General features: G+C 39.1%; 18 protein-coding genes. 14 read left to right on the top strand and 4 right to left on the bottom strand.

Annotated features, from left to right (window positions below):
- The first annotated feature begins 1 nt into the window (after position 1).
- The 14 genes from rsmG (at position 2) to asd (ending at position 14,576) form a co-directional block, all read left to right on the top strand.
- Positions 2-628: a 16S rRNA (guanine(527)-N(7))-methyltransferase RsmG gene (gene rsmG, locus QE177_RS00090; protein WP_280550739.1), complete on the top strand. Its 627-nt coding sequence runs from the start codon at positions 2-4 to the stop codon at positions 626-628.
- 563 nt (positions 629-1,191) lie between these two features.
- The gene (gene atpI, locus QE177_RS00085; RefSeq protein WP_280550737.1) at positions 1,192-1,566 is read left to right on the top strand and encodes a F0F1 ATP synthase subunit I; all 375 of its coding nucleotides are present in this window, start codon (positions 1,192-1,194) and stop codon (positions 1,564-1,566) included.
- Positions 1,567-1,602: 36 nt separating this feature from the next.
- Positions 1,603-2,427 carry a F0F1 ATP synthase subunit A gene (gene atpB, locus QE177_RS00080; RefSeq protein ID WP_280550735.1) on the top strand — a complete coding sequence of 275 codons (825 nt, stop codon included), beginning with the start codon at positions 1,603-1,605 and terminating at the stop codon, positions 2,425-2,427.
- Positions 2,428-2,480: 53 nt separating this feature from the next.
- Complete coding sequence (gene atpE / locus QE177_RS00075) at positions 2,481-2,720, top strand: F0F1 ATP synthase subunit C (RefSeq protein WP_000429386.1); 240 nt, start codon at positions 2,481-2,483, stop codon at positions 2,718-2,720.
- Positions 2,721-2,779: 59 nt separating this feature from the next.
- A complete protein-coding gene (gene atpF, locus QE177_RS00070; protein WP_280550727.1) occupies positions 2,780-3,250 on the top strand; it encodes a F0F1 ATP synthase subunit B in 471 nt (156 codons plus the stop codon).
- A 14-nt stretch (positions 3,251-3,264) separates the two neighbouring features.
- Positions 3,265-3,798, top strand: coding sequence for a F0F1 ATP synthase subunit delta (gene atpH / locus QE177_RS00065; RefSeq protein ID WP_280550725.1), 534 nt, complete (start codon positions 3,265-3,267; stop codon positions 3,796-3,798).
- Positions 3,799-3,812: 14 nt separating this feature from the next.
- Entirely contained in the window at positions 3,813-5,354 is a 1,542-nt protein-coding gene (gene atpA / locus QE177_RS00060) for a F0F1 ATP synthase subunit alpha (RefSeq protein WP_280550724.1), read from the top strand.
- A 50-nt stretch (positions 5,355-5,404) separates the two neighbouring features.
- Positions 5,405-6,268 (top strand): F0F1 ATP synthase subunit gamma, encoded by an 864-nt coding sequence (gene atpG, locus QE177_RS00055; RefSeq protein WP_280550722.1) that lies wholly within the window; start codon positions 5,405-5,407, stop codon positions 6,266-6,268.
- Positions 6,269-6,302: 34 nt separating this feature from the next.
- Positions 6,303-7,685, top strand: coding sequence for a F0F1 ATP synthase subunit beta (gene atpD / locus QE177_RS00050; protein WP_280550720.1), 1,383 nt, complete (start codon positions 6,303-6,305; stop codon positions 7,683-7,685).
- A gap of 21 nt (positions 7,686-7,706) precedes the next feature.
- Positions 7,707-8,123: a F0F1 ATP synthase subunit epsilon gene (locus QE177_RS00045; RefSeq protein WP_026822419.1), complete on the top strand. Its 417-nt coding sequence runs from the start codon at positions 7,707-7,709 to the stop codon at positions 8,121-8,123.
- A gap of 211 nt (positions 8,124-8,334) precedes the next feature.
- Positions 8,335-9,732 (top strand): bifunctional UDP-N-acetylglucosamine diphosphorylase/glucosamine-1-phosphate N-acetyltransferase GlmU, encoded by a 1,398-nt coding sequence (gene glmU, locus QE177_RS00040; protein WP_280550717.1) that lies wholly within the window; start codon positions 8,335-8,337, stop codon positions 9,730-9,732.
- Between the two features lie 122 nt (positions 9,733-9,854).
- Positions 9,855-11,687 carry a glutamine--fructose-6-phosphate transaminase (isomerizing) gene (gene glmS / locus QE177_RS00035; protein ID WP_280550716.1) on the top strand — a complete coding sequence of 611 codons (1,833 nt, stop codon included), beginning with the start codon at positions 9,855-9,857 and terminating at the stop codon, positions 11,685-11,687.
- Between the two features lie 297 nt (positions 11,688-11,984).
- A complete protein-coding gene (locus QE177_RS00030; RefSeq protein ID WP_280550715.1) occupies positions 11,985-13,280 on the top strand; it encodes a glycoside hydrolase family 10 protein in 1,296 nt (431 codons plus the stop codon).
- Between the two features lie 192 nt (positions 13,281-13,472).
- Complete coding sequence (asd, locus tag QE177_RS00025; protein ID WP_280550713.1) at positions 13,473-14,576, top strand: aspartate-semialdehyde dehydrogenase; 1,104 nt, start codon at positions 13,473-13,475, stop codon at positions 14,574-14,576.
- 69 nt (positions 14,577-14,645) lie between these two features.
- On the opposite strand, the gene gyrB is transcribed toward asd, so the two are convergent.
- From gyrB to dnaA, 4 genes are read right to left on the bottom strand one after another with little or no spacing between them, the layout of a single operon-like run.
- On the bottom strand, positions 14,646-17,060 hold the full coding sequence (gene gyrB / locus QE177_RS00020; protein WP_280550711.1) for a DNA topoisomerase (ATP-hydrolyzing) subunit B: 2,415 nt from the start codon (positions 17,058-17,060) through the stop codon (positions 14,646-14,648).
- Positions 17,061-17,085: 25 nt separating this feature from the next.
- Positions 17,086-18,174, bottom strand: a complete 1,089-nt coding sequence (gene recF / locus QE177_RS00015) for a DNA replication/repair protein RecF (protein WP_280550710.1) — start codon at positions 18,172-18,174, stop codon at positions 17,086-17,088.
- A gap of 12 nt (positions 18,175-18,186) precedes the next feature.
- Positions 18,187-19,287, bottom strand: coding sequence for a DNA polymerase III subunit beta (gene dnaN, locus QE177_RS00010; protein WP_280550708.1), 1,101 nt, complete (start codon positions 19,285-19,287; stop codon positions 18,187-18,189).
- 4 nt (positions 19,288-19,291) lie between these two features.
- Positions 19,292-20,677: a chromosomal replication initiator protein DnaA gene (gene dnaA, locus QE177_RS00005; RefSeq protein WP_180559098.1), complete on the bottom strand. Its 1,386-nt coding sequence runs from the start codon at positions 20,675-20,677 to the stop codon at positions 19,292-19,294.

The following is a 20,677-nucleotide window of genomic DNA, read 5'->3' as shown; positions in this document are numbered from 1 at the left end:
AATGAGCTTAGTAACCTATTTTAAAACTTTATTAGATAAAACAGATATTATTTTGACCGATCAGCAAATACAACAGCTCATTGCCTATATTGAATTATTAAATAAATGGAATAAAGCATATAATTTAACTTCAATTAGATCACCTGAACAAATGATTATTCGTCATATTTTGGACAGCATAATTGTTGATAAATATCTTGTTGGTAAACGATTTATTGATGTAGGAACAGGTCCAGGATTACCGGGTATACCACTTGCTATTGTTCGCCCCAATGCTCATTTCACACTGTTAGATAGTTTGGGAAAACGGGTCAGATTTTTGCGACAAATACAACATGAATTGATGCTTAAAAACATAGAGCCTATCCAAAAACGAGTTGAACAGTACCAACCGGTAGAAAAATTTGATGGCATAATAAGCCGGGCATTTGCTTCAATACAGGATATGCTTTCATGGTGTCAGCATCTTCCGAAGCAAAATGGAGGACAATTCTACGCACTTAAAGGTACACTTTCCGCAAGTGAAATATCAACTTTTCCTGCTAATTTTAAACTAAATAAAATTATTTCGTTGGATGTACCTGGCCTTCATGAACAGCGACATTTAGTGATTTTAGGGTTCAATTAATTTTGTTTTTGATCAAAAAAAGTGACATTTTTAGTCAAAAAAATAAAATTTTAAATGTTACTGTTATTTTTTGTATTAAAATTTTAAAAACAAATAATATTAACTTCTTTGTTACATTTAGGTAACCAAAAAGGAAAATAGTTATATTGTATTCTTCTTATTATTAATTAGTTACATAAAAATATCTAAATGTATTTTTCCTATTTATTTTCAATAAAAAATAATTAGTATTTCAGAGTTAATTTTTTATCTTTGATTTTTCGATTTTTTTTACTCTATTTCTTTTTAAGTAAGTAATTAACCACATTAAAATGTGATAAAGATCATATTTTAAAAATTAATATAATTAAATAATGGTAATTAAATTGACTTAAATTTGTTTATTTTCGTGTTGGATCGAAAAATTTAAATATTTGTTCACGTTTTCGCTACTTATAGATTGAATTCATTTTTTTGGGTCGTATAATTTGCAGGTTTTTGTCTCTTGACACTCTTGAGCAAAGGCAGTTTTATACGCACTCTGCAATTTAAGATTCAAAATACTGGGAGAAAATATAAGAGTCATGTCTGTATCACTCTACAACGGTAAAATTGCTTTAAAACTGTTGTTATTTCAGTTAATGGCGCTTGTAATCCTGAGTATAGCTTTCTACATGAATAGTGTAGAATGGGGCTTATCTGCTTTTGCGGGCGGGTTCGCATGTTGGTTACCTAATGCTTTATTTATGCTGTTAATACGTTATCAAAAGGCAGTGAAAAAAGATGTTCCTATTCACATTGCATGGTTTTTTACCATTGGTGAGGGAGTCAAAGTTATTATAACAATAACTGTATTGGTAATTGCTTTGGGTATATTTAAAGCAGCATTTTTGCCATTAGGTTTGACCTATTTAGCTATGTTGATTATTCACATCATTACACCAGCTGTAATTAGATAGTGATCATTTTTAAACAACAAAAGGGTAAAAGACATCATGTCTGCATCAGGAGAAGTGATGACTGCGGGAAGTTACATAGGACACCATCTAAATAATCTTCAGTTGGATCTGCGTACCTTCAAATTAGTTGATCCCCATAACAACAATGATCCAACGTTTTGGACGTTAAATATTGACTCGCTTTTTTTCTCAGTTGTCCTTGGAATTATCTTCTTGTGGCTATTTAGAAAAATTGCTGTTAATGCAACCAGTGGCGTACCTGGTAAATTACAAACTGCAATAGAAATAGTCATTGGTTTTGTCGATAATACTGTTCGTGATATGTATCATGGTAAGAGCAAAGTTATTGCACCTTTAGCTTTGACGGTGTTTGTTTGGGTGTTATTAATGAATACCATGGATTTGTTGCCAATCGATTTGCTTCCTTATATCGGAGAACATTACCTGGGTTTGCCTGCATTGCGTGTTGTTCCAACCGCGGATGTAAGCATTACTATGTCAATGGCGATTGGTGTATTTATCTTGATCATTTTCTATAGTATCAAAATGAAAGGATTAAGTGGATTTACGAAAGAGTTAACTTTACAACCATTCAATCATCCTATTTTCATTCCTATCAATTTGATTTTAGAAGGTGTTAGTCTGCTGTCTAAACCGGTATCACTAGGTTTACGGTTGTTCGGTAATATGTATGCAGGTGAATTGATCTTCATTCTTATTGCAGCTTTGTTGCCTTGGTGGTCACAGTGGATACTTAACCTACCCTGGGCGATTTTCCATATACTGATTATTACGTTGCAAGCCTTTATTTTTATGGTTCTAACCATCGTTTATTTATCGATGGCGTCAGAAGAACATTAATTTCAACTTACTAATAAATTTTTTTATTTAACTGAAACAAACTGGAGACTGTCATGGAAAACCTAAATATGGATCTGCTGTACATGGCTGCCGCTGTAATGATGGGATTAGCAGCGATTGGTGCTGCAATTGGTATTGGCATCCTGGGGGGGAAATTCTTAGAAGGCGCTGCTCGTCAGCCAGATTTGATTCCTCTATTACGTACGCAGTTCTTTATTGTTATGGGCTTAGTTGATGCCATTCCGATGATTGCTGTTGGTCTAGGGCTATATGTGATGTTCGCAGTTGCTTGATAACGCAAGCTAAATGGGAAAGAACATTAATATGTTAATTTTTAAAGAGGTATTGTGCGATGAATCTTAATGCGACAATCCTCGGCCAGGCTATTGCATTTGTCCTGTTTGTTTTGTTTTGTATGAAGTATGTATGGCCACCAATTATGGCGGCGATTGAAAAACGTCAAAAAGAAATTGCTGATGGTTTATCTTCTGCAGAGCGAGCTAAAAAAAACTTGGACTTGGCAAAAGCTGATGCGACCGAACGACTGAGAAAAGCAAAAGCAGAAGCACAAATCATTATTGAGCAAGCTAATAAGCAACGTGTTCAAATGATTGAAGAGGCTAAAGCAGAGGCTGAAATTGAACGTAACAAGATCGTTGCTCAGGCGCAAATTGAAATTGATGCTGAGCGTAAGCGTGCACGTGAAGAGTTGCGTAAACAAGTTGCTATGTTAGCAATTTCAGGTGCAGAAAAAATAATTGAACGTTCCGTTGATGTAGCTGCTAATAGCGACATCGTTGATAAATTGGTCAACGAACTGTAAAGGAGGAAAGGGGCATGTCTGAAATTACTACGGTTGCTCGCCCCTATGCCAAAGCAGCTTTTGATTTTGCTGTAGAAAACCAGCGTGTTGATAAATGGCAAAATATGCTCAGTTTTATTGCTGAAGCAACCCGTAATCAACAAATAGGTGAGCTGCTTTCTGGTTCAATAGCGCCAGAAACATTAGCGAAAACATTTATCACTATTTGTGGTGATGAAATCGATGAACATGTTCGAAATCTAATTCGCATTATGGCTGAAAACGGGCGTCTTAGTACGTTACCAGAGGTTTTGAAGCAATTCATACAATTACGCGCTTTTCTGGAGTCAACCGTTGATATTGACGTCATTTCTGCCACTGAGCTAAATGAAAAACAGCAATTTAAAATTTCTGCAGCGATGGAAAAACGTCTGTCACGTAAAGTTAAGCTGAATTGCAAAATTGATAAGTCTGTTATCGCAGGAGTCATTATCCGCGCCGGAGACCTGGTTATTGATGGTAGCGTGCGTGGTCGTATTGAGCGTTTAACTGACGTCTTGCAGTCTTAAGGGGATTGGAGCATATGCAACTGAATTCCACCGAAATCAGTGAACTGATCAAGCAACGTATTGCTCAGTTTGATGTAGTGAGTGAAGCTCACAATGAAGGTACAATTGTTTCTGTTAATGATGGGATCATCCGCATTCACGGTTTAGCTGAAGTTATGCAAGGTGAAATGATCGCATTACCAGGTAATCGTTATGCTATTGCACTGAATTTAGAGCGTGACTCAGTTGGTGCCGTAGTCATGGGACCCTATGCCGACTTAGCGGAAGGTATGAAAGTCAAGTGTACAGGTCGTATTCTTGAGGTACCTGTAGGTAGAGGATTACTTGGGCGAGTTGTTAATACGCTGGGTGAGCCTATTGATGGTAAAGGGCCTGTTGAGCACGATGGGTTCTCTGCCGTTGAAGTTATTGCACCTGGCGTTATTGATCGTCAATCGGTTGATCAACCTGTACAAACAGGATACAAATCGGTTGATGCTATGATTCCTATTGGACGTGGTCAACGTGAATTAATCATTGGTGATCGCCAAACCGGTAAAACGGCATTAGCTGTTGATGCCATTATTAATCAGCGTGATTCAGAAATAAAATGTATTTATGTAGCAATTGGGCAAAAAGCCTCAACTATTGCTAATGTGGTACGCAAACTAGAAGAGCACGGTGCACTCAAGAATACGATAGTTGTTGTTGCTACCGCTTCTGAATCTGCTGCATTACAATACCTTGCGCCATATGCTGGCTGTGCAATGGGTGAATATTTTAGGGATCGTGGCGAGGATGCATTAATTATTTATGATGATCTCTCCAAACAAGCGGTTGCTTATCGACAAATTTCGCTATTGCTACGGCGTCCTCCTGGACGTGAAGCTTACCCGGGTGATGTTTTTTATCTCCATTCTCGTTTACTCGAGCGTGCTGCGCGTGTTAATGCTGAATACGTTGAAAAATTTACTAATGGTGAAATAAAAGGCAAAACGGGTTCATTAACGGCATTACCGATTATTGAAACGCAAGCAGGTGATGTTTCAGCATTCGTACCTACTAATGTTATTTCAATCACCGATGGACAAATTTTCTTGGAGTCTAACTTGTTTAATGCGGGGATTCGCCCGGCAGTTAACCCAGGAATTTCAGTATCACGTGTAGGTGGTGCGGCTCAGACTAAGATTATCAAAAAATTATCTGGTGGCATTCGTACCGCGTTGGCACAGTATCGCGAGTTAGCTGCATTTTCACAATTTGCTTCTGATTTAGATGATGCGACCCGTAAGCAACTTAACCACGGACAGAAAGTTACTGAATTGTTGAAACAAAAACAGTATGCACCAATGTCAGTTGCGCAGCAGGCGTTATCTTTATTCGCTGCTGAACGTGGTTATCTGGAAGATGTTGAACTAGCAAAAATTGGTGATTTTGAGACGTCATTGCTGGCTTATGCTACTCGTGAGCATTCTATCTTGCTGAAAGAAATTGATCAGACAGGTAAATATAACGATGAAATCGAAGCCAAGTTAAATGCCTTGCTCGATTCTTTTAAAGCAACTCAATCCTGGTAATTCTATTCGGCCTTTATTGAGACCGTTTGGTTAATAAGGAGGAGCTGAAAATGGCGGGCGCAAAAGAGATACGTTCTAAGATCGGTAGTGTACAAAACACACAAAAGATCACTAAAGCGATGGAGATGGTTGCTGCATCCAAAATGCGAAAAACACAGGATCGTATGGCAGCTAGTCGTCCTTATGCAGAAACTATGCGTAGTGTAATTGGCCACTTAGCATTAGGTAATTTGGAATATAAACATCCGTATCTTAAAGAACGTGATGTTAAACGTATTGGTTATTTAATTGTTTCAACTGATCGTGGTTTATGTGGTGGCTTAAATATTAATTTATTTAAAAAATTACTGACAGAAATGAAAATATGGACTGATAAGGGTGTTCAGGTTGATCTGGCTTTAATTGGTTCTAAAGCGGTTTCATTCTTTAATTCGGTGGGTGGTAATATCGTTGCTCAGGTAACCGGAATGGGAGATGATCCTTCTCTGTCTGATCTTATCGGACCCGTGAAAATTATGTTAGAAGCATATGATGAAGGGCGTCTAGATAAGTTGTATGTGGTAACTAACAAATTTGTTAATACCATGACTCAAGTACCAACGATTACTCAATTATTGCCTCTACCTGCGGGTGATGATGAAACATTGAAAAAGAAATCTTGGGATTATTTGTATGAACCAGATCCTAAGATACTACTTGATACCCTGCTGCGTCGTTATATCGAATCACAGGTTTATCAGAGCGTCGTTGAAAACTTAGCTAGTGAACAGGCTGCTCGAATGGTAGCAATGAAAGCGGCTACTGATAATGGTGGTAACCTGATCAAGGAGTTGCAGTTGGTTTACAATAAGGCTCGTCAAGCCAGCATTACTCAGGAACTTACCGAAATAGTTTCGGGAGCTGCCGCAGTTTGATGGTTAGGTTTACGAATTACGTAGAGGATTCAAGATGGCTACTGGAAAGATTATCCAGGTAATCGGCGCCGTAGTGGATGTCGAATTTCCTCAAGATGCGGTACCTAAAGTGTACGATGCGCTTGAGGTAATAAATGGTAAAGAAAAACTAATTTTAGAAGTTCAGCAGCAATTAGGTGGCGGTGTCGTTCGTTGCATTGCGATGGGGACTTCTGATGGTTTAAAACGTGGTTTAGACGTTGTTGATTTAGCTCACCCAATTGAAGTGCCTGTCGGTAAAGCGACCTTGGGGCGCATCATGAATGTGCTAGGTGATCCTATCGATATGAAAGGTGAGATCGGTGAAGAAGAACGTTGGGCTATTCATCGTCCCGCTCCCAGTTATGAAGATTTATCTAATTCAACAGAATTACTCGAAACCGGTATCAAAGTTATGGATCTTATTTGCCCATTTGCTAAAGGGGGTAAAGTAGGATTATTTGGTGGAGCTGGGGTTGGTAAAACAGTAAACATGATGGAACTTATTCGTAATATTGCGATTGAGCATTCCGGTTATTCTGTTTTTGCCGGTGTCGGCGAGCGGACTCGTGAAGGTAATGATTTCTATCACGAAATGACAGATTCAAATGTATTGGATAAAGTTTCTCTGGTTTATGGACAGATGAATGAACCACCAGGAAACCGTCTACGTGTTGCGTTAACGGGATTGACGATTGCTGAGAAGTTTCGTGATGAAGGACGGGATGTCTTGTTATTTATCGATAACATCTATCGTTATACATTAGCAGGAACAGAGGTGTCGGCCTTGCTAGGTCGTATGCCTTCGGCAGTAGGTTATCAACCGACCTTAGCGGAAGAGATGGGTGTATTACAGGAGCGTATTACATCCACTAAAGCGGGTTCCATTACGTCTGTTCAAGCAGTTTATGTTCCTGCCGATGATTTGACCGATCCTTCACCAGCAACGACTTTTGCTCATTTGGACGCAACAGTCGTTCTTAGTCGTCAAATTGCGTCATTAGGTATTTATCCTGCGGTTGATCCATTGGACTCAACTAGTCGGCAGCTTGATCCATTGGTTGTAGGACAAGAGCATTACGACGTAGCACGTGGTGTTCAGTCTATTTTACAGCGTTATCAAGAATTGAAAGATATCATTGCTATTCTGGGAATGGATGAGTTGTCTGAAGAAGATAAATTGGTTGTTGCGCGTGCTCGTAAAATCCAACGCTTCCTGTCTCAGCCATTCTTTGTGGCTGAAGTTTTCACCGGTTCACCGGGAAAATTTGTTTCTTTAAAAGATACTATCCATGGCTTTAAAGGCATTTTGAATGGTGATTATGATCATCTGCCTGAACAAGCATTTTATATGGTAGGTACTATCGAAGAAGCGGTAGAAAAAGCGAAAAATTTATAATGTCGCTGGTGGGAGGTTGATATGGCTGCAATGACATACCATCTGGTTGTGGTAAGCGCTGAAAAGCAGATGTTTGACGGCCTTGTCCAGAAAATCCAGGTGACAGGCAGCGAAGGAGAGTTGGGGATCTATCCACAACATACGCCGCTGTTAACTGCCATTAAGCCTGGTATGATACGTATTACTAAACAGTTTGGTGAAGAAGAATTGATCTATCTTTCTGGTGGTATCCTTGAAGTTCAACCAAATGGTGTTATCGTACTGGCTGATACAGCAATCCGTGGCAAGGATTTGGATGAAGCTAAGGCATTAGAATCTAAACGTAAAGCGGAAGAGCATATTCGTAAAGCCCATGCTGATGTCGATTATGCTCAAGCATCGGCTGAATTAGCGAAAGCAATTGCTAAATTACGTGTCATCGAGCTGATGAAAAAATGAGATAATCCCAAGTAATTATTAAAAAAAATAGTTGTCTCTTTACAATTATTTTTATAAAAATTAGGTAAATACAGGGAGTGAGACAATTTATTTATGTTTCGCTCCTTTTCTATTATATAGATAGTAAGCTTTTTTATTTGAACGAAATATGTAGTAATTTGCTTAATAAATAGTTTTACTTTTACCTAACTGATGGAGTTATTAGGTTTTTATGTCTATGAACGCAAAAAGTGTTGTGATCCTCGCGGCGGGGAAAGGTACCCGCATGTATTCTGACTTACCAAAAGTTTTACATCCACTGGCAGGCAAACCAATGGTGCAGCATGTTATCGACACGTCATTATCCCTTGGGGCAGCTAATATTCATTTAGTTTATGGTCATGGAGCTGATTTAATTAAATTAGCTTTAGCTAATCAACCTGTTAATTGGATCTTACAGACAGAACAGTTAGGAACAGGGCATGCAATGCAGCAAGCAGCACCTTATTTTGCTGATAATGAAGATATCCTCATGCTTTACGGTGATTCTCCACTAATCACAAAAGAAACACTTGAACGATTAATAGACGCTAAGCCCGACGGCGGAATAGGTTTATTGACGGCAATTGTTAATGAACCGACAGGTTACGGGCGTATTATACGTGAAAGAGGTGAAGTAGTTGGTATTGTTGAACAAAAAGATGCAACAGAAGAACAAGCTAAAATTAACGAAATTAATACCGGTATATTAGTTGCTAATGGTGGTGATTTAAAACGATGGCTGAAAAAGCTTAATAATAACAATGCGCAAAACGAATATTATGTAACCGATATCATTTCATTGGCACATGAAGAAGGTTGTAAAATAAATGCTGTTCATCCTATCAAATTGAGTGAAATGGAAGGAGTGAATAACTGTTTACAGCTTTCAACGCTTGAACGTATTTATCAACAAGAACAAGCAGAAAGATTATTATTAGCGGGTGTTATGATTATTGATCCTGCTCGTTTTGATTTGCGTGGGACATTAAAGCACGGGCGTAATGTAATTATCGATACTAATGTTATTATTGAAGGGAATGTTGTACTGGGTAATAATGTACATATTCATGCCGGTTGTATATTAAGAAATTGTATTATCAATGATAATTCAATTATTAGCCCTTACTCAGTTATAGAAGGAGCAGAATTATCTACCGCCTGTACTGTTGGCCCCTTTGCTCGTTTACGTCCGGGAACTAGGCTAGCAGATAAAGTGCATGTTGGTAATTTTGTTGAGGTTAAAAACGCCGCTTTAGGTGTAGGCTCTAAGGCTGGCCATTTAAGTTATTTAGGCGACGCTGAAATTGGTGCTGATGTTAATATTGGCGCAGGAACAATAACTTGCAATTATGATGGGGCTAATAAATTTAAAACCATTATTGGGGATAATGTTTTCGTTGGATCTGATACGCAATTAATTGCCCCGGTTACCATTGCTGATGGGGCAACTATTGGAGCAGGAACAACTTTAACTCACGATGTTAAAGAAAATGAACTCGTTATCAGTCGTATCAAACAGCGGCATATTCTCAATTGGCAACGCCCAGTAAAAAAAAATAGCCACAAAAGAAATAATAATGACGATTGATCATCTATTTTATAAACAATAAACCCAATATCTACAGGCTTTGGGAACGGTAAAACCGAATATATTAATCAGGTTACGACAGCATAAGAGCAATATGCTCCTCTATTTTGGAATGAAAATCGATGTGTGGAATAGTTGGTGCAGTAGCACAACGTGATATAGCTGAAATTCTTATTGAAGGACTTCGTCGACTGGAGTACCGAGGTTATGACTCTGCCGGTTTAGCCGTAGTTGATGATAAAGCCAATCTGACACGATTACGTGAAACCGGTAAAGTTCAGATCCTAGCTGATGAAGTAGAAAAACATGCGGTGATTGGTGGCACAGGTATTGCCCATACTCGTTGGGCCACTCATGGTCAGCCAAGCAAAAAAAATGCCCATCCGCATACATCGGAATATATTGCGGTTGTTCACAATGGAATTATTGAGAATTATCAAGAACTACGTGAAAAACTTAAAAAACAAAAATATGTTTTTACTTCAGAAACTGATACTGAAGTTATCGCGCATTTAACCCATTGGGAATTACAAAAAGGTGGCACTTTGCTTGAAGTGGTACAGCGTGTTATCCCCCAGTTAAAGGGCGCTTATGGCACCGTCATTATGGATAGCCGTACTCCTGGACTACTGGTGGCTGCGCGTTCGGGTAGCCCTTTAATTATAGGTTTAGGTGTTGGTGAAAATTTTCTAGCATCTGATCAATTAGCGCTTTTACCGGTTACACGTCGCTTTATCTATTTAGAGGAAGGTGATATTGCTGAAGTGACTCGTCGAACAGTGCGAATTTTTGATCAGCAAGGCATAGAAGTTGAACGAGAGTCAATAGAATCTAATGTTCAATATGATGCTGGAGATAAAGGAATTTATCGCCACTATATGCAAAAAGAGATCTATGAGCAGCCCTTAGCAATAAAAAATACCCTGGAAGGTCGCTTTGATCAGCATGATAGTGTTATTTTTACCGAATTAGATAAAAAAGCCCAAAATCTATTATCTCAGGTTGAACATATTCAAATTGTTGCTTGTGGGACTTCATATAATGCTGGGATGGTTGCCCGTTACTGGCTTGAATCTTTAGCGGGGATACCTTGTGATGTAGAAATTGCTTCTGAATTCCGTTACCGCAAACCGGCACGGCGGAAAAATAGTTTATTGATCACCCTTTCTCAATCGGGTGAAACAGCCGATACTTTAGCGGCATTAAGATTATCGAAAGAGCTTGGTTATCTGGCATCGTTGGCGATATGTAATGTTTTCGGTTCTTCTTTAGTTCGTGAATCAGATTTTGCATTAATGACAAAAGCCGGCGCAGAAATTGGTGTAGCATCCACCAAAGCATTTACCACCCAATTGACAGTTTTATTATTGTTGGTTGCTTATCTGAGCCGTTTGAAAGATAAAAATATTGCCCTTGAGCGAGACATTGTTCAGGCATTACACGCCCTACCTGCTCGTATTGACAGTATGTTATCGCAAGAAAAAATGATTGAAGTTTTAGCGGAAGATTTCTCTGATAAAAATCATGCTCTTTTTCTGGGTCGTGGTGATCAATTTCCGATAGCGGTTGAAGGAGCGTTAAAACTAAAAGAGATTTCTTATATTCATGCCGAAGCTTATGCAGCTGGTGAGTTGAAACATGGCCCACTAGCCTTGATTGATGCCGATATGCCCGTGATTATTATTGCGCCGAATAATGAATTATTGGAAAAGCTTAAATCAAACATAGAAGAAGTTCGTGCTCGTGGAGGATCACTTTATGTTTTTGCTGATAAAGACGCCGGTTTTGTTGACAGTGAAAATATGAAAATTATCCCATTACCCCATGTTGAAGAGTTAATTGCCCCGATTTTTTATACCATTCCACTACAATTATTATCTTATTATGTAGCCTTAATCAAAGGCACAGATGTGGATCAACCAAGAAATTTAGCCAAATCTGTGACTGTAGAGTGAGTTGGGTTTAAATAGCTATATTTAGGCTATCGTCATAAATTATTGTATATAATAGTCCGAGATAGTTTTTTTATATTTTGTTACCTATTTTTATATTGAAAAATGCGCTTTGTTCTAATGTGTTTTTTTATAAGATTAAAAGATAGCAAGCTAAACTTTTATTATTAAGTTATTTTTGTTATTGATTACCGAAAATAAATATTTTTATATTTAATAAGGTCATTAATACAATACCATCAATTAAACAATACTCACAATTTATCGAGCTCTGAACGATAACAAAATAAGGAATGAAGGATGCGATTGCGATTAAAGGGGATAGGGTGGTTTATTACTTCGTTATTTTGCTTGTTTTTAGTCGTTGGTTGTAACAATAAAAAAGTCGCTGATGAGCAGAAAACAACGATTAAAGCAGAGATACCAGTACGTGGGGTATGGTTAACGACCGTATCTCGGCTTGATTGGCCCTCCCTTTCATCGGTTAACCTTGATTCAGATCAGCGTAGAATTGAAGTACAGAAAAAAGAGCTAACTGATAAACTGGATAATTTAGTAAAAATAGGCATTAACACCGTTTTTTTTCAGGTTAAACCCGATGGTACAGCGCTTTATCGTTCTCATATTCTCCCTTGGTCTGACATGCTTACCGGTGTAGTCGGTAAAGACCCAGGTTATGATCCGTTAGCGTTTATTATTACTGAGGCGCATAAGCGAAATTTAAAAATACATGCTTGGTTAAATCCCTACCGTGTTTCAATGGATACGCAGCCAGAAACTATAGCTTCACTGCAAAAGACACTTTCTTCTCCACCTGCTAGTGTTTATGTTTTACATAAAGATTGGATAGGTACTGCCTACGACCGTTTTGTGCTTGATCCAGGCTTACCAGAGGTTCGTAATTGGATCACCAGTATTGTGGCTGAAATAGTTAGAAACTATGATATTGATGGAATTCAGTTTGATGATTATTTCTATTATGAAACACCTAACTCCAAACTTAATGATGATGCAACATTTCAACGATATGGTCAGGGATTTTTAGATAAAGCCAGTTGGCGAAGAAACAATACTTTGTTGTTGATTCGAGAGGTTTCTTCAACAGTCCGTGCGTTAAAACCCAATATTGAATTTGGTATTAGCCCTGGCGGTGTTTGGCGAAATATTTCTGATGATCCACGAGGCTCCGATACTAAGGCGGGTGGACCTACTTATGACAAAGCCTATGCCGATACTCGATTATGGGTAAAAGAAGGTTTATTAGATTATATCGCCCCACAGATTTACTGGCCTTTTGCCCGCGAAATTGTGCGATATGATGTGATCGCAAAATGGTGGGCTGATGTGGTGAAATCGACTAACACTAAATTGTATATTGGAATGGCATTGTATAAAGTTGGCGTGCCATCTCAGGTCGAGCCTGATTGGTCTCTTGACGGCGGTGTCCCGGAACTAAAAAGGCAGCTCGATCTTAACGATCAATTACCGGAAATTAAAGGCGAGATCCTATTTAGAGAGGGACTTCTCCAGTCTTCTCCGCAAACGCAAGAGGCAGTAACATATCTTAGATCTCATTGGCATCAATCCGCGCAATAAAGTTGTTTACCTTTATTTTAAGTAAAACACCCTTAATATGGGGTGTTTTTGTTTTTATCAGTTATAAATAGATTTTTATTTATTAAATAATTAGTGTTAATGAATGGCGAAAATGATTTCAATTTGCGATTATTGTTTATAAATGACGATAACTTTACTTGAGCTTCAACGTTCAGATTGGATATAACAAAAATGAAAAATGTTGGATTTATTGGCTGGCGAGGAATGGTTGGTTCTGTATTGCTGCAACGAATGGCTGAAGAAGGTGATTTTGATAATATCAATCCTGTTTTTTTTACCACCTCTCAGCATGGTGAGCTGGCGCCAAACTATGGTCAACAGCAAGGAACACTGCAAGATGCTTTAGATCTTGATAGTCTGAAGGAATTAGAGGTAATAATTAGCTGTCAGGGAGGCGACTATACCGATCAAATTTACTCTAAACTACGTGCTACTGGTTGGACAGGTTATTGGATAGATGCAGCATCTTCGTTACGGATGAAAGAGGAGAGTATTATTATTCTTGATCCGGTTAATCGCCAACATATTGATAGAGGTTTAAATGAAGGGATAAAAACCTTTGTTGGTGGTAATTGTACGGTCAGTTTGATGTTAATGGCATTAGCTGGTTTATTTGCTGAAAACTTGATTGAGTGGGTTTCGGTCGCAACCTATCAGGCTGCTTCTGGTGCGGGCGCGCGTAATATGCGTGAATTATTACTGCAAATGGGTGAGTTACATTCCCAGGTTGCTGATGAATTGCAAAATCCGGCGGCGGCGATTTTATCGATCGAGAAAAAAGTCACTGACTTCACGCGTAGTGGAAAAATCAGCTCTGAATCCTTTGGTGCACCATTAGCCGGTAGTTTGATCCCCTGGGTAGATAAACAACTGCCTAATGGTCAAAGTCGTGAGGAGTGGAAAGGACAGGCTGAAACTAACAAAATTTTAAATACTGCTAGTCATGTTATTCCTGTCGATGGTTTATGTGTTCGTATTGGCGCATTGCGCTGCCATAGTCAGGCATTTACTTTAAAATTGAAAAAAAATGTTGCTATTGCTGATGTTGAGCAAATTTTGGCTGCACATAATGATTGGGTTCGTGTTGTTCCTAATGAACGTGAATTAACCATTCAACAGTTAACACCTGCGGCAGTGACTGGAACCCTGAATGTTCCGATTGGACGTTTGCGTAAATTAAATATGGGGCCAGAATATTTATCAGCTTTTACAGTTGGTGATCAGCTATTATGGGGAGCGGCAGAACCGTTACGCCGTATGTTAAAAATATTATAAAATATTAGATAACTTTATTTAATAAAAAGCCCCAAGTTAGGCATGGGGCTTTTATTTTATTATTTAAAATTAAATGTCGATATTTTCGGCTTTTAATGCGTTTTCTTCAATAAAAGCTCTACGTGGCTCAACCGCATCACCCATTAATGTGGTAAACAGTTGGTCAGTTGCGATCGCATCTTTAACAGTAACACGCATCATGCGGCGGGTATCTGGGTTCATTGTTGTTTCCCATAATTGCTCTGGATTCATTTCCCCCAATCCCTTATAGCGTTGCACCATTAAGCCACGGCGTGATTCTTTTGATAACCAGTTCAATGCATCTTCAAAGGAAGAAATAGTCTGGCGACGCTCTCCTCTTTCCACATACGCACCATCCTCAATCAGATCGCCTATTAGCTGGCCGATTTTAGTAATGCGAGTATATTCAATACCATGAATAAAATCGAAATCTAGATTGTAATCGGTATCAACGCCATGGGTTCTAATACGTAAAACCGGTTCAAATAATTGACGCTCACTATTTTCATTAATGTGGTAGCTATAAGTACTACCATGTTCTTCATTATCAGTTAGACGTTTAACTAATGTGTTGATCCAATCCTCTACTTTTGCTTTATCTTTCAAATCATCTTCTACCAAAGTAGGTTGATAAATAAGATTATTTAATAAAGCAAGTGGATAGACACGTTCTAACCGTTTGATAATTTTCTGCGCCGCATTATATTCAATAATCAACTTCTCCAATGGTTCGCCTTTCAATGCTGGAGCATGAGGGCTAGTATAGAGAGCGGCATTGTCTAATGCAATTGAGATCAAATATTCGTTCATGGCTTCATCATCTTTTATATATTGCTCTTGCTTACCTTTTTTCACTTTATATAAAGGTGGCTGCGCAATATAGACATGGCCTCGTTCGATGATTTCTGGCATCTGACGATAGAAGAAAGTTAATAATAATGTCCGAATATGAGAGCCGTCAACATCGGCATCGGTCATGATAATAATGCTATGATAACGTAATTTATCAGGATCATATTCATCGCGTCCAATACCACAGCCTAAAGCGGTTATTAAGGTAGCGACTTCCTGTGAGGAGAGCATTTTATCGAAACGGGCTTTTTCCACATTAAGAATTTTACCTTTTAACGGTAAAATTGCCTGATTTTTTCGGTTACGTCCCTGTTTAGCAGAGCCGCCTGCGGAATCACCTTCCACTAAATAAAGTTCTGATAACGCCGGATCACGTTCCTGGCAGTCTGCTAATTTGCCTGGTAATCCCGCTAGATCCAGTGCACCCTTGCGGCGAGTCATTTCACGTGCTTTACGAGCAGCCTCGCGGGCACGGGCGGCGTCAATAATTTTGCTAACAACGATTTTGGCGTCATTAGGATTCTCTAATAGATATTCGACCAGCTTCTCATTCATTAATGTTTCAACAACGGTTTTTACTTCGGAAGAAACCAGTTTATCTTTTGTTTGTGAAGAAAACTTTGGATCGGGAACTTTAACTGACACAACGGCAATTAAACCTTCACGGGCATCATCACCAGTAGCACTAACTTTGGCTTTTTTCTGGTAACCTTCTTTATCCATATAACTGTTTAGTGTACGTGTCATTGCGGTACGAAAACCAACCAGATGCGTTCCTCCATCTCGTTGTGGAATATTATTGGTAAAGCAATAAACATTCTCCTGGAAGCCGTCATTCCATTGCATGGATATTTCTACATTAATACCCTCTTTTTCAGCCGAAAAATAGAAAACACTGGGATGAATTGGGGTTTTATTTCGGCTTAAATATTCTACAAAAGCTTTAATTCCACCTTCATAATGAAAATGGTCTTCTTTATTATCACGTTTATCGAATAAACGAATGGAGATGCCGGAATTGAGAAAAGAGAGCTCCCGTAACCGTTTTGCCAAAATATCGTATTCGAATTCGGTAACCGTTTTGAAAGTTTCCAAACTTGGCCAGAAACGAATATAAGTTCCCCGCTCCTCAGTTTCACCGGCAATCGTTAAAGGTGCTTGCGGAACACCTAATTGGTAAGTCTGCTCATGGATTTTTCCTTCACGGCGGATCACCAACGATAATTTTTCGGATAAGGCATTAACGACAGAAACACCAACACCATGTAGGCCACCTGAAACTTTATAGGAATTATCATCAAATTTGCCTCCAGCATGGAGAACCGTCATGATGACTTCTGCGGCAGAGACGCCTTCTTCTTCATGGATATCGGTTGGAATACCGCGACCATTATCGAGAACAGAGATGGAGTTATCGGTATGTATAGTTACAATAATATCGGTACAATACCCTGCCAAGGCTTCGTCGATAGCGTTGTCGACAACCTCGAAGACCATGTGATGAAGGCCTGTACCATCGTCGGTATCACCGATATACATGCCTGGGCGCTTACGCACCGCGTCTAGCCCTTTTAATACCTTGATACTTGAGGAGTCATATGTATTCGACATCAACGTTTCTCGCTAATTTCTGATCCTATGGTTGAACTTCTATTTTGCCATGTTTTACGCAAAACATCCTGCTATTTCCATCTAACATATCTTTAACTTGCGCGATGGTAATCGCGCTAACAAAGACCTGAGCTTGTGTCGCTTTAAGCCGTTCGGCTAATAATTGACGGCGATCCTTATCTAACTCAGAAGCAAAATCGTCTAATAGATATAAGCATCGTTGCCCACTCTGTCGGGTGAAATATTCACCTTGTGCCAATTTTAGTGCGCACATTAATAATTTTAACTGCCCGCGGGATAAAATATCTTCAACGGCAATTCCTCCTACACGGAGCCGTAAGTCAGCTTTGTGTGGTCCTAATGCGGTATAGGTTAGCATTCGGTCACGTTCAAATTGCCTTACTAGTATATCTGAATAATCAGTTTCTTTATCCCATCCTCGTTGAAATGAGATACTAAGTGAAAATTCAGGTAAGAACTGTTTACAGGTGTTTTCAATATCTTTCGCAATACCTGCAATATAATTGGCTCGCCATTCGCTTATTTTATGGGCCAGCGGGATCAGTTCATAGTCCCAATGACGAAGCTCATTATAACGTGTTGCTTGGCGTAATGCTGCATTACGTTGCTTTAATAGCCGTTTTAAATCAGACCAGGCAGCAAAAAACTGAGGTTCATTATGGAAACATCCCCAGTCAAGAAAAGCTCGACGATATTTAGGGCCACCATTTAATAAGGTAAAACCTTCAGGGGTTATTAATTGCATTGGTAATAATTTGGCTAATTCAGCAATTTTATGCCCATCACTACCATCAATGCGAACTTTACTATCACCATTACGATCTTTACTTAGCCCCAAAGTCAGTTCATGTGATTCCGGCGCTAAAGGAACAAGACGACCATGTAAAACAAAATTATCTTGTTCATGTCGAATGACACGTGCAGCTTGAATGCTACGGAAAGCCCTGCCGTGCCCTAATGTATAGATCGCTTCAAGAATACTTGTTTTTCCGCTGCCATTTGGCCCAATCAAAAAATTAAAACCCGTTGCTAATGATAGATCCGCACTTTCAATATTACGAAAGTCGCGGATAAGTAAACGCGAAAGCATCATAGAATTTGAATATTATAGACGCATAGGCATAACAACATAAGCTGCTGCGTTATTGGCCGCATCTTCGATTTGTACGCTTGAATTTGAATCAGTCAACAACAAATTAACCTGCTCGCATTTTAGTGTATTTAATACATCGAGGATATAACTGACGTTAAAACCAATTTCTATCATCGGACTTTGATAATTGACATCAACAATCTCTTCTGATTCTTCCTGTTCGGGATTGTTGGCGGTAATTCTAAGTTGATTTTCACTTATATAAAGGCGAACACCGCGAAATTTTTCATTAGATAAAATCGCAGCTCGTGAAAATGCTTGTTTTAGTTTATCACAATCCGCGGTCAATGTTTTATCCGGATTTTTCGGCAAAACACGTCGGTAATCAGGAAAACGGCCATCAACCAGTTTGGAGGTGAAAATAAAATCACCAACATGAGCTCGGATATTATTACTACCGATCTGTAACTTAAGTGACTCGTCGCTACTATCCAGTAATCGCATAAATTCTACCACCCCTTTGCGAGGAACAATCACTGAATGGGTTGGTAAATCCTTATCAATATTGAGTGAACAAACAGCTAAACGATGGCCATCGGTAGCAACAGTGCGTAACTCTTGACCTTCAGTTTCAAATAGCATGCCATTAAGATAATAGCGCACATCTTGATGTGCCATTGAAAATTGGGTAGCTTCAATTAGGCGTTTTAAGGTAGCTTGAGGCAGTTCAAATTCGACTTCACTTTGCCAATCGTCTAGGTTGGGAAAATCAGCGGCAGGAAGAGTAGAAAGCGAAAAACGGCTGCGGCCAGAACGTACAAGCAGACGGTCTCCTTCAAGTGTGACCTTGATTTCTGCGCCATCGGGTAACCCACGCCAAATATCGAAAAATTTACGGGCGGGTACAGTGATTGAACCACTTTCACCTGGTTGTGTTAGTGTTACCTTTGCGACCATTTCTACTTCTAGATCGGTACCTGTTAATGAAAGTATATTTTCACTAACTTGCAGTAATAAATTACCTAATATAGGTAATGTAGGCCGCCCACCAAGTGGACCACTGACTTGTTGCAGTGGTTTGAGTAATTGTTCACGTTCAATAGTAAATTTCATAGCATTAGGATGATAATGTTCTGATTAAGTTAGAAAAATCCTCTTTGATGTCGTGACTTTCCTCCCGTAGTTGCTCAATTTTTCTACAAGCATGGAGTACGGTTGTATGATCTCGTCCACCAAAGGCATCCCCAATTTCGGGCAAACTATGGTTTGTCAGCTCTTTTGCTAATGCCATTGCCATTTGCCTCGGACGCGCCACAGAACGGGAACGGCGCTTGGATAACAAGTCAGCAACTTTAATTTTGTAATATTCTGCAACGGTTTTTTGAATATTATCAATAGTGACAAGTTTTTCTTGTAATGCGAGTAGGTCGCGTAATGCTTCGCGAACAAAATCAATGGTAATTGCACGACCGGTAAAATTAGCATTGGCGATAACTCGATTCAATGCTCCTTCCAGCTCTCGAACGTTTGAACGCAAGCGTTTAGCAATAAAGAAAGCGACTTCATCAGGCAATTGGATCTGATTTTCGTCGGCTTTTTTCATCAGAATAGCAACGCGTGTTTCCAATTCTGGTGGTTCAATCGCAACTGTCAATCCCCAGCCAAAACGGGATTTTAGTCGATCTTCAACCCCATTAATTTCTTTAGGATAGCGATCAGAAGTCAGAATGATTTGCTGATTACCTTCGAGTAAAGCATTAAAGGTATGGAAAAATTCTTCTTGAGAACGCTCTTTATTAGCAAAAAACTGAATGTCATCAATTAATAATGCATCTACTGAGCGATAATAACGTTTAAAATCTTCAATCGCATTATTTTGTAACGCCTTTACCATATCTTGGACAAAACGCTCAGAATGCATATAAACCACTTTGGCATTCGCTTTGCGCGCCATGATGTTATTACCTACTGCATGAAGCAGGTGAGTTTTACCTAATCCTGTGCCACCATAAAGAAAAAGTGGATTATAAGCTCCGCCAGGATTATCTGCTACTTGGCTGGCAGCGGCACGAGCAAGTTGGTTTGATTTACCTTCGACAAAGTTATTGAATGTGTGCTTAGGGTTCACATTTGAACGATAGGCGATTTCAGGTTGAACCTGTGTATTGTCCCAACTAGGCCGTATTGTTGAATTTATTGGTGTCGAAATGGTTTTATTTGCAGCGGTATGCGTTGAAGCACCGCTTGGCGTTATTTGCGGTTTATTACCTACTTCGAATTTCAATGCAGGCACATCAGAACCACAAAAATCACTCAATAATTCATTAATATTATTGATGTATTTATCTCTTACCCAATCTAATACGAAACGGTTAGGAGCATAGAGTGCTAATGTGTTATCACTCAATTCTGCCTGGAGAGGGCGTATCCACATACTGAATTCTGTGGCAGGTAACTCATCCTGCAATCGGGCAAGACATTGCTGCCAAAGTGAAAATGACAC

This window comes from Arsenophonus sp. aPb, assembly GCF_029873475.1.
Taxonomy (GTDB): domain Bacteria; phylum Pseudomonadota; class Gammaproteobacteria; order Enterobacterales; family Enterobacteriaceae; genus Arsenophonus.
The sequence above is the reverse complement of the archived record's forward strand: the minus strand, read 5'-3'. Positions and strand labels throughout refer to the sequence as shown.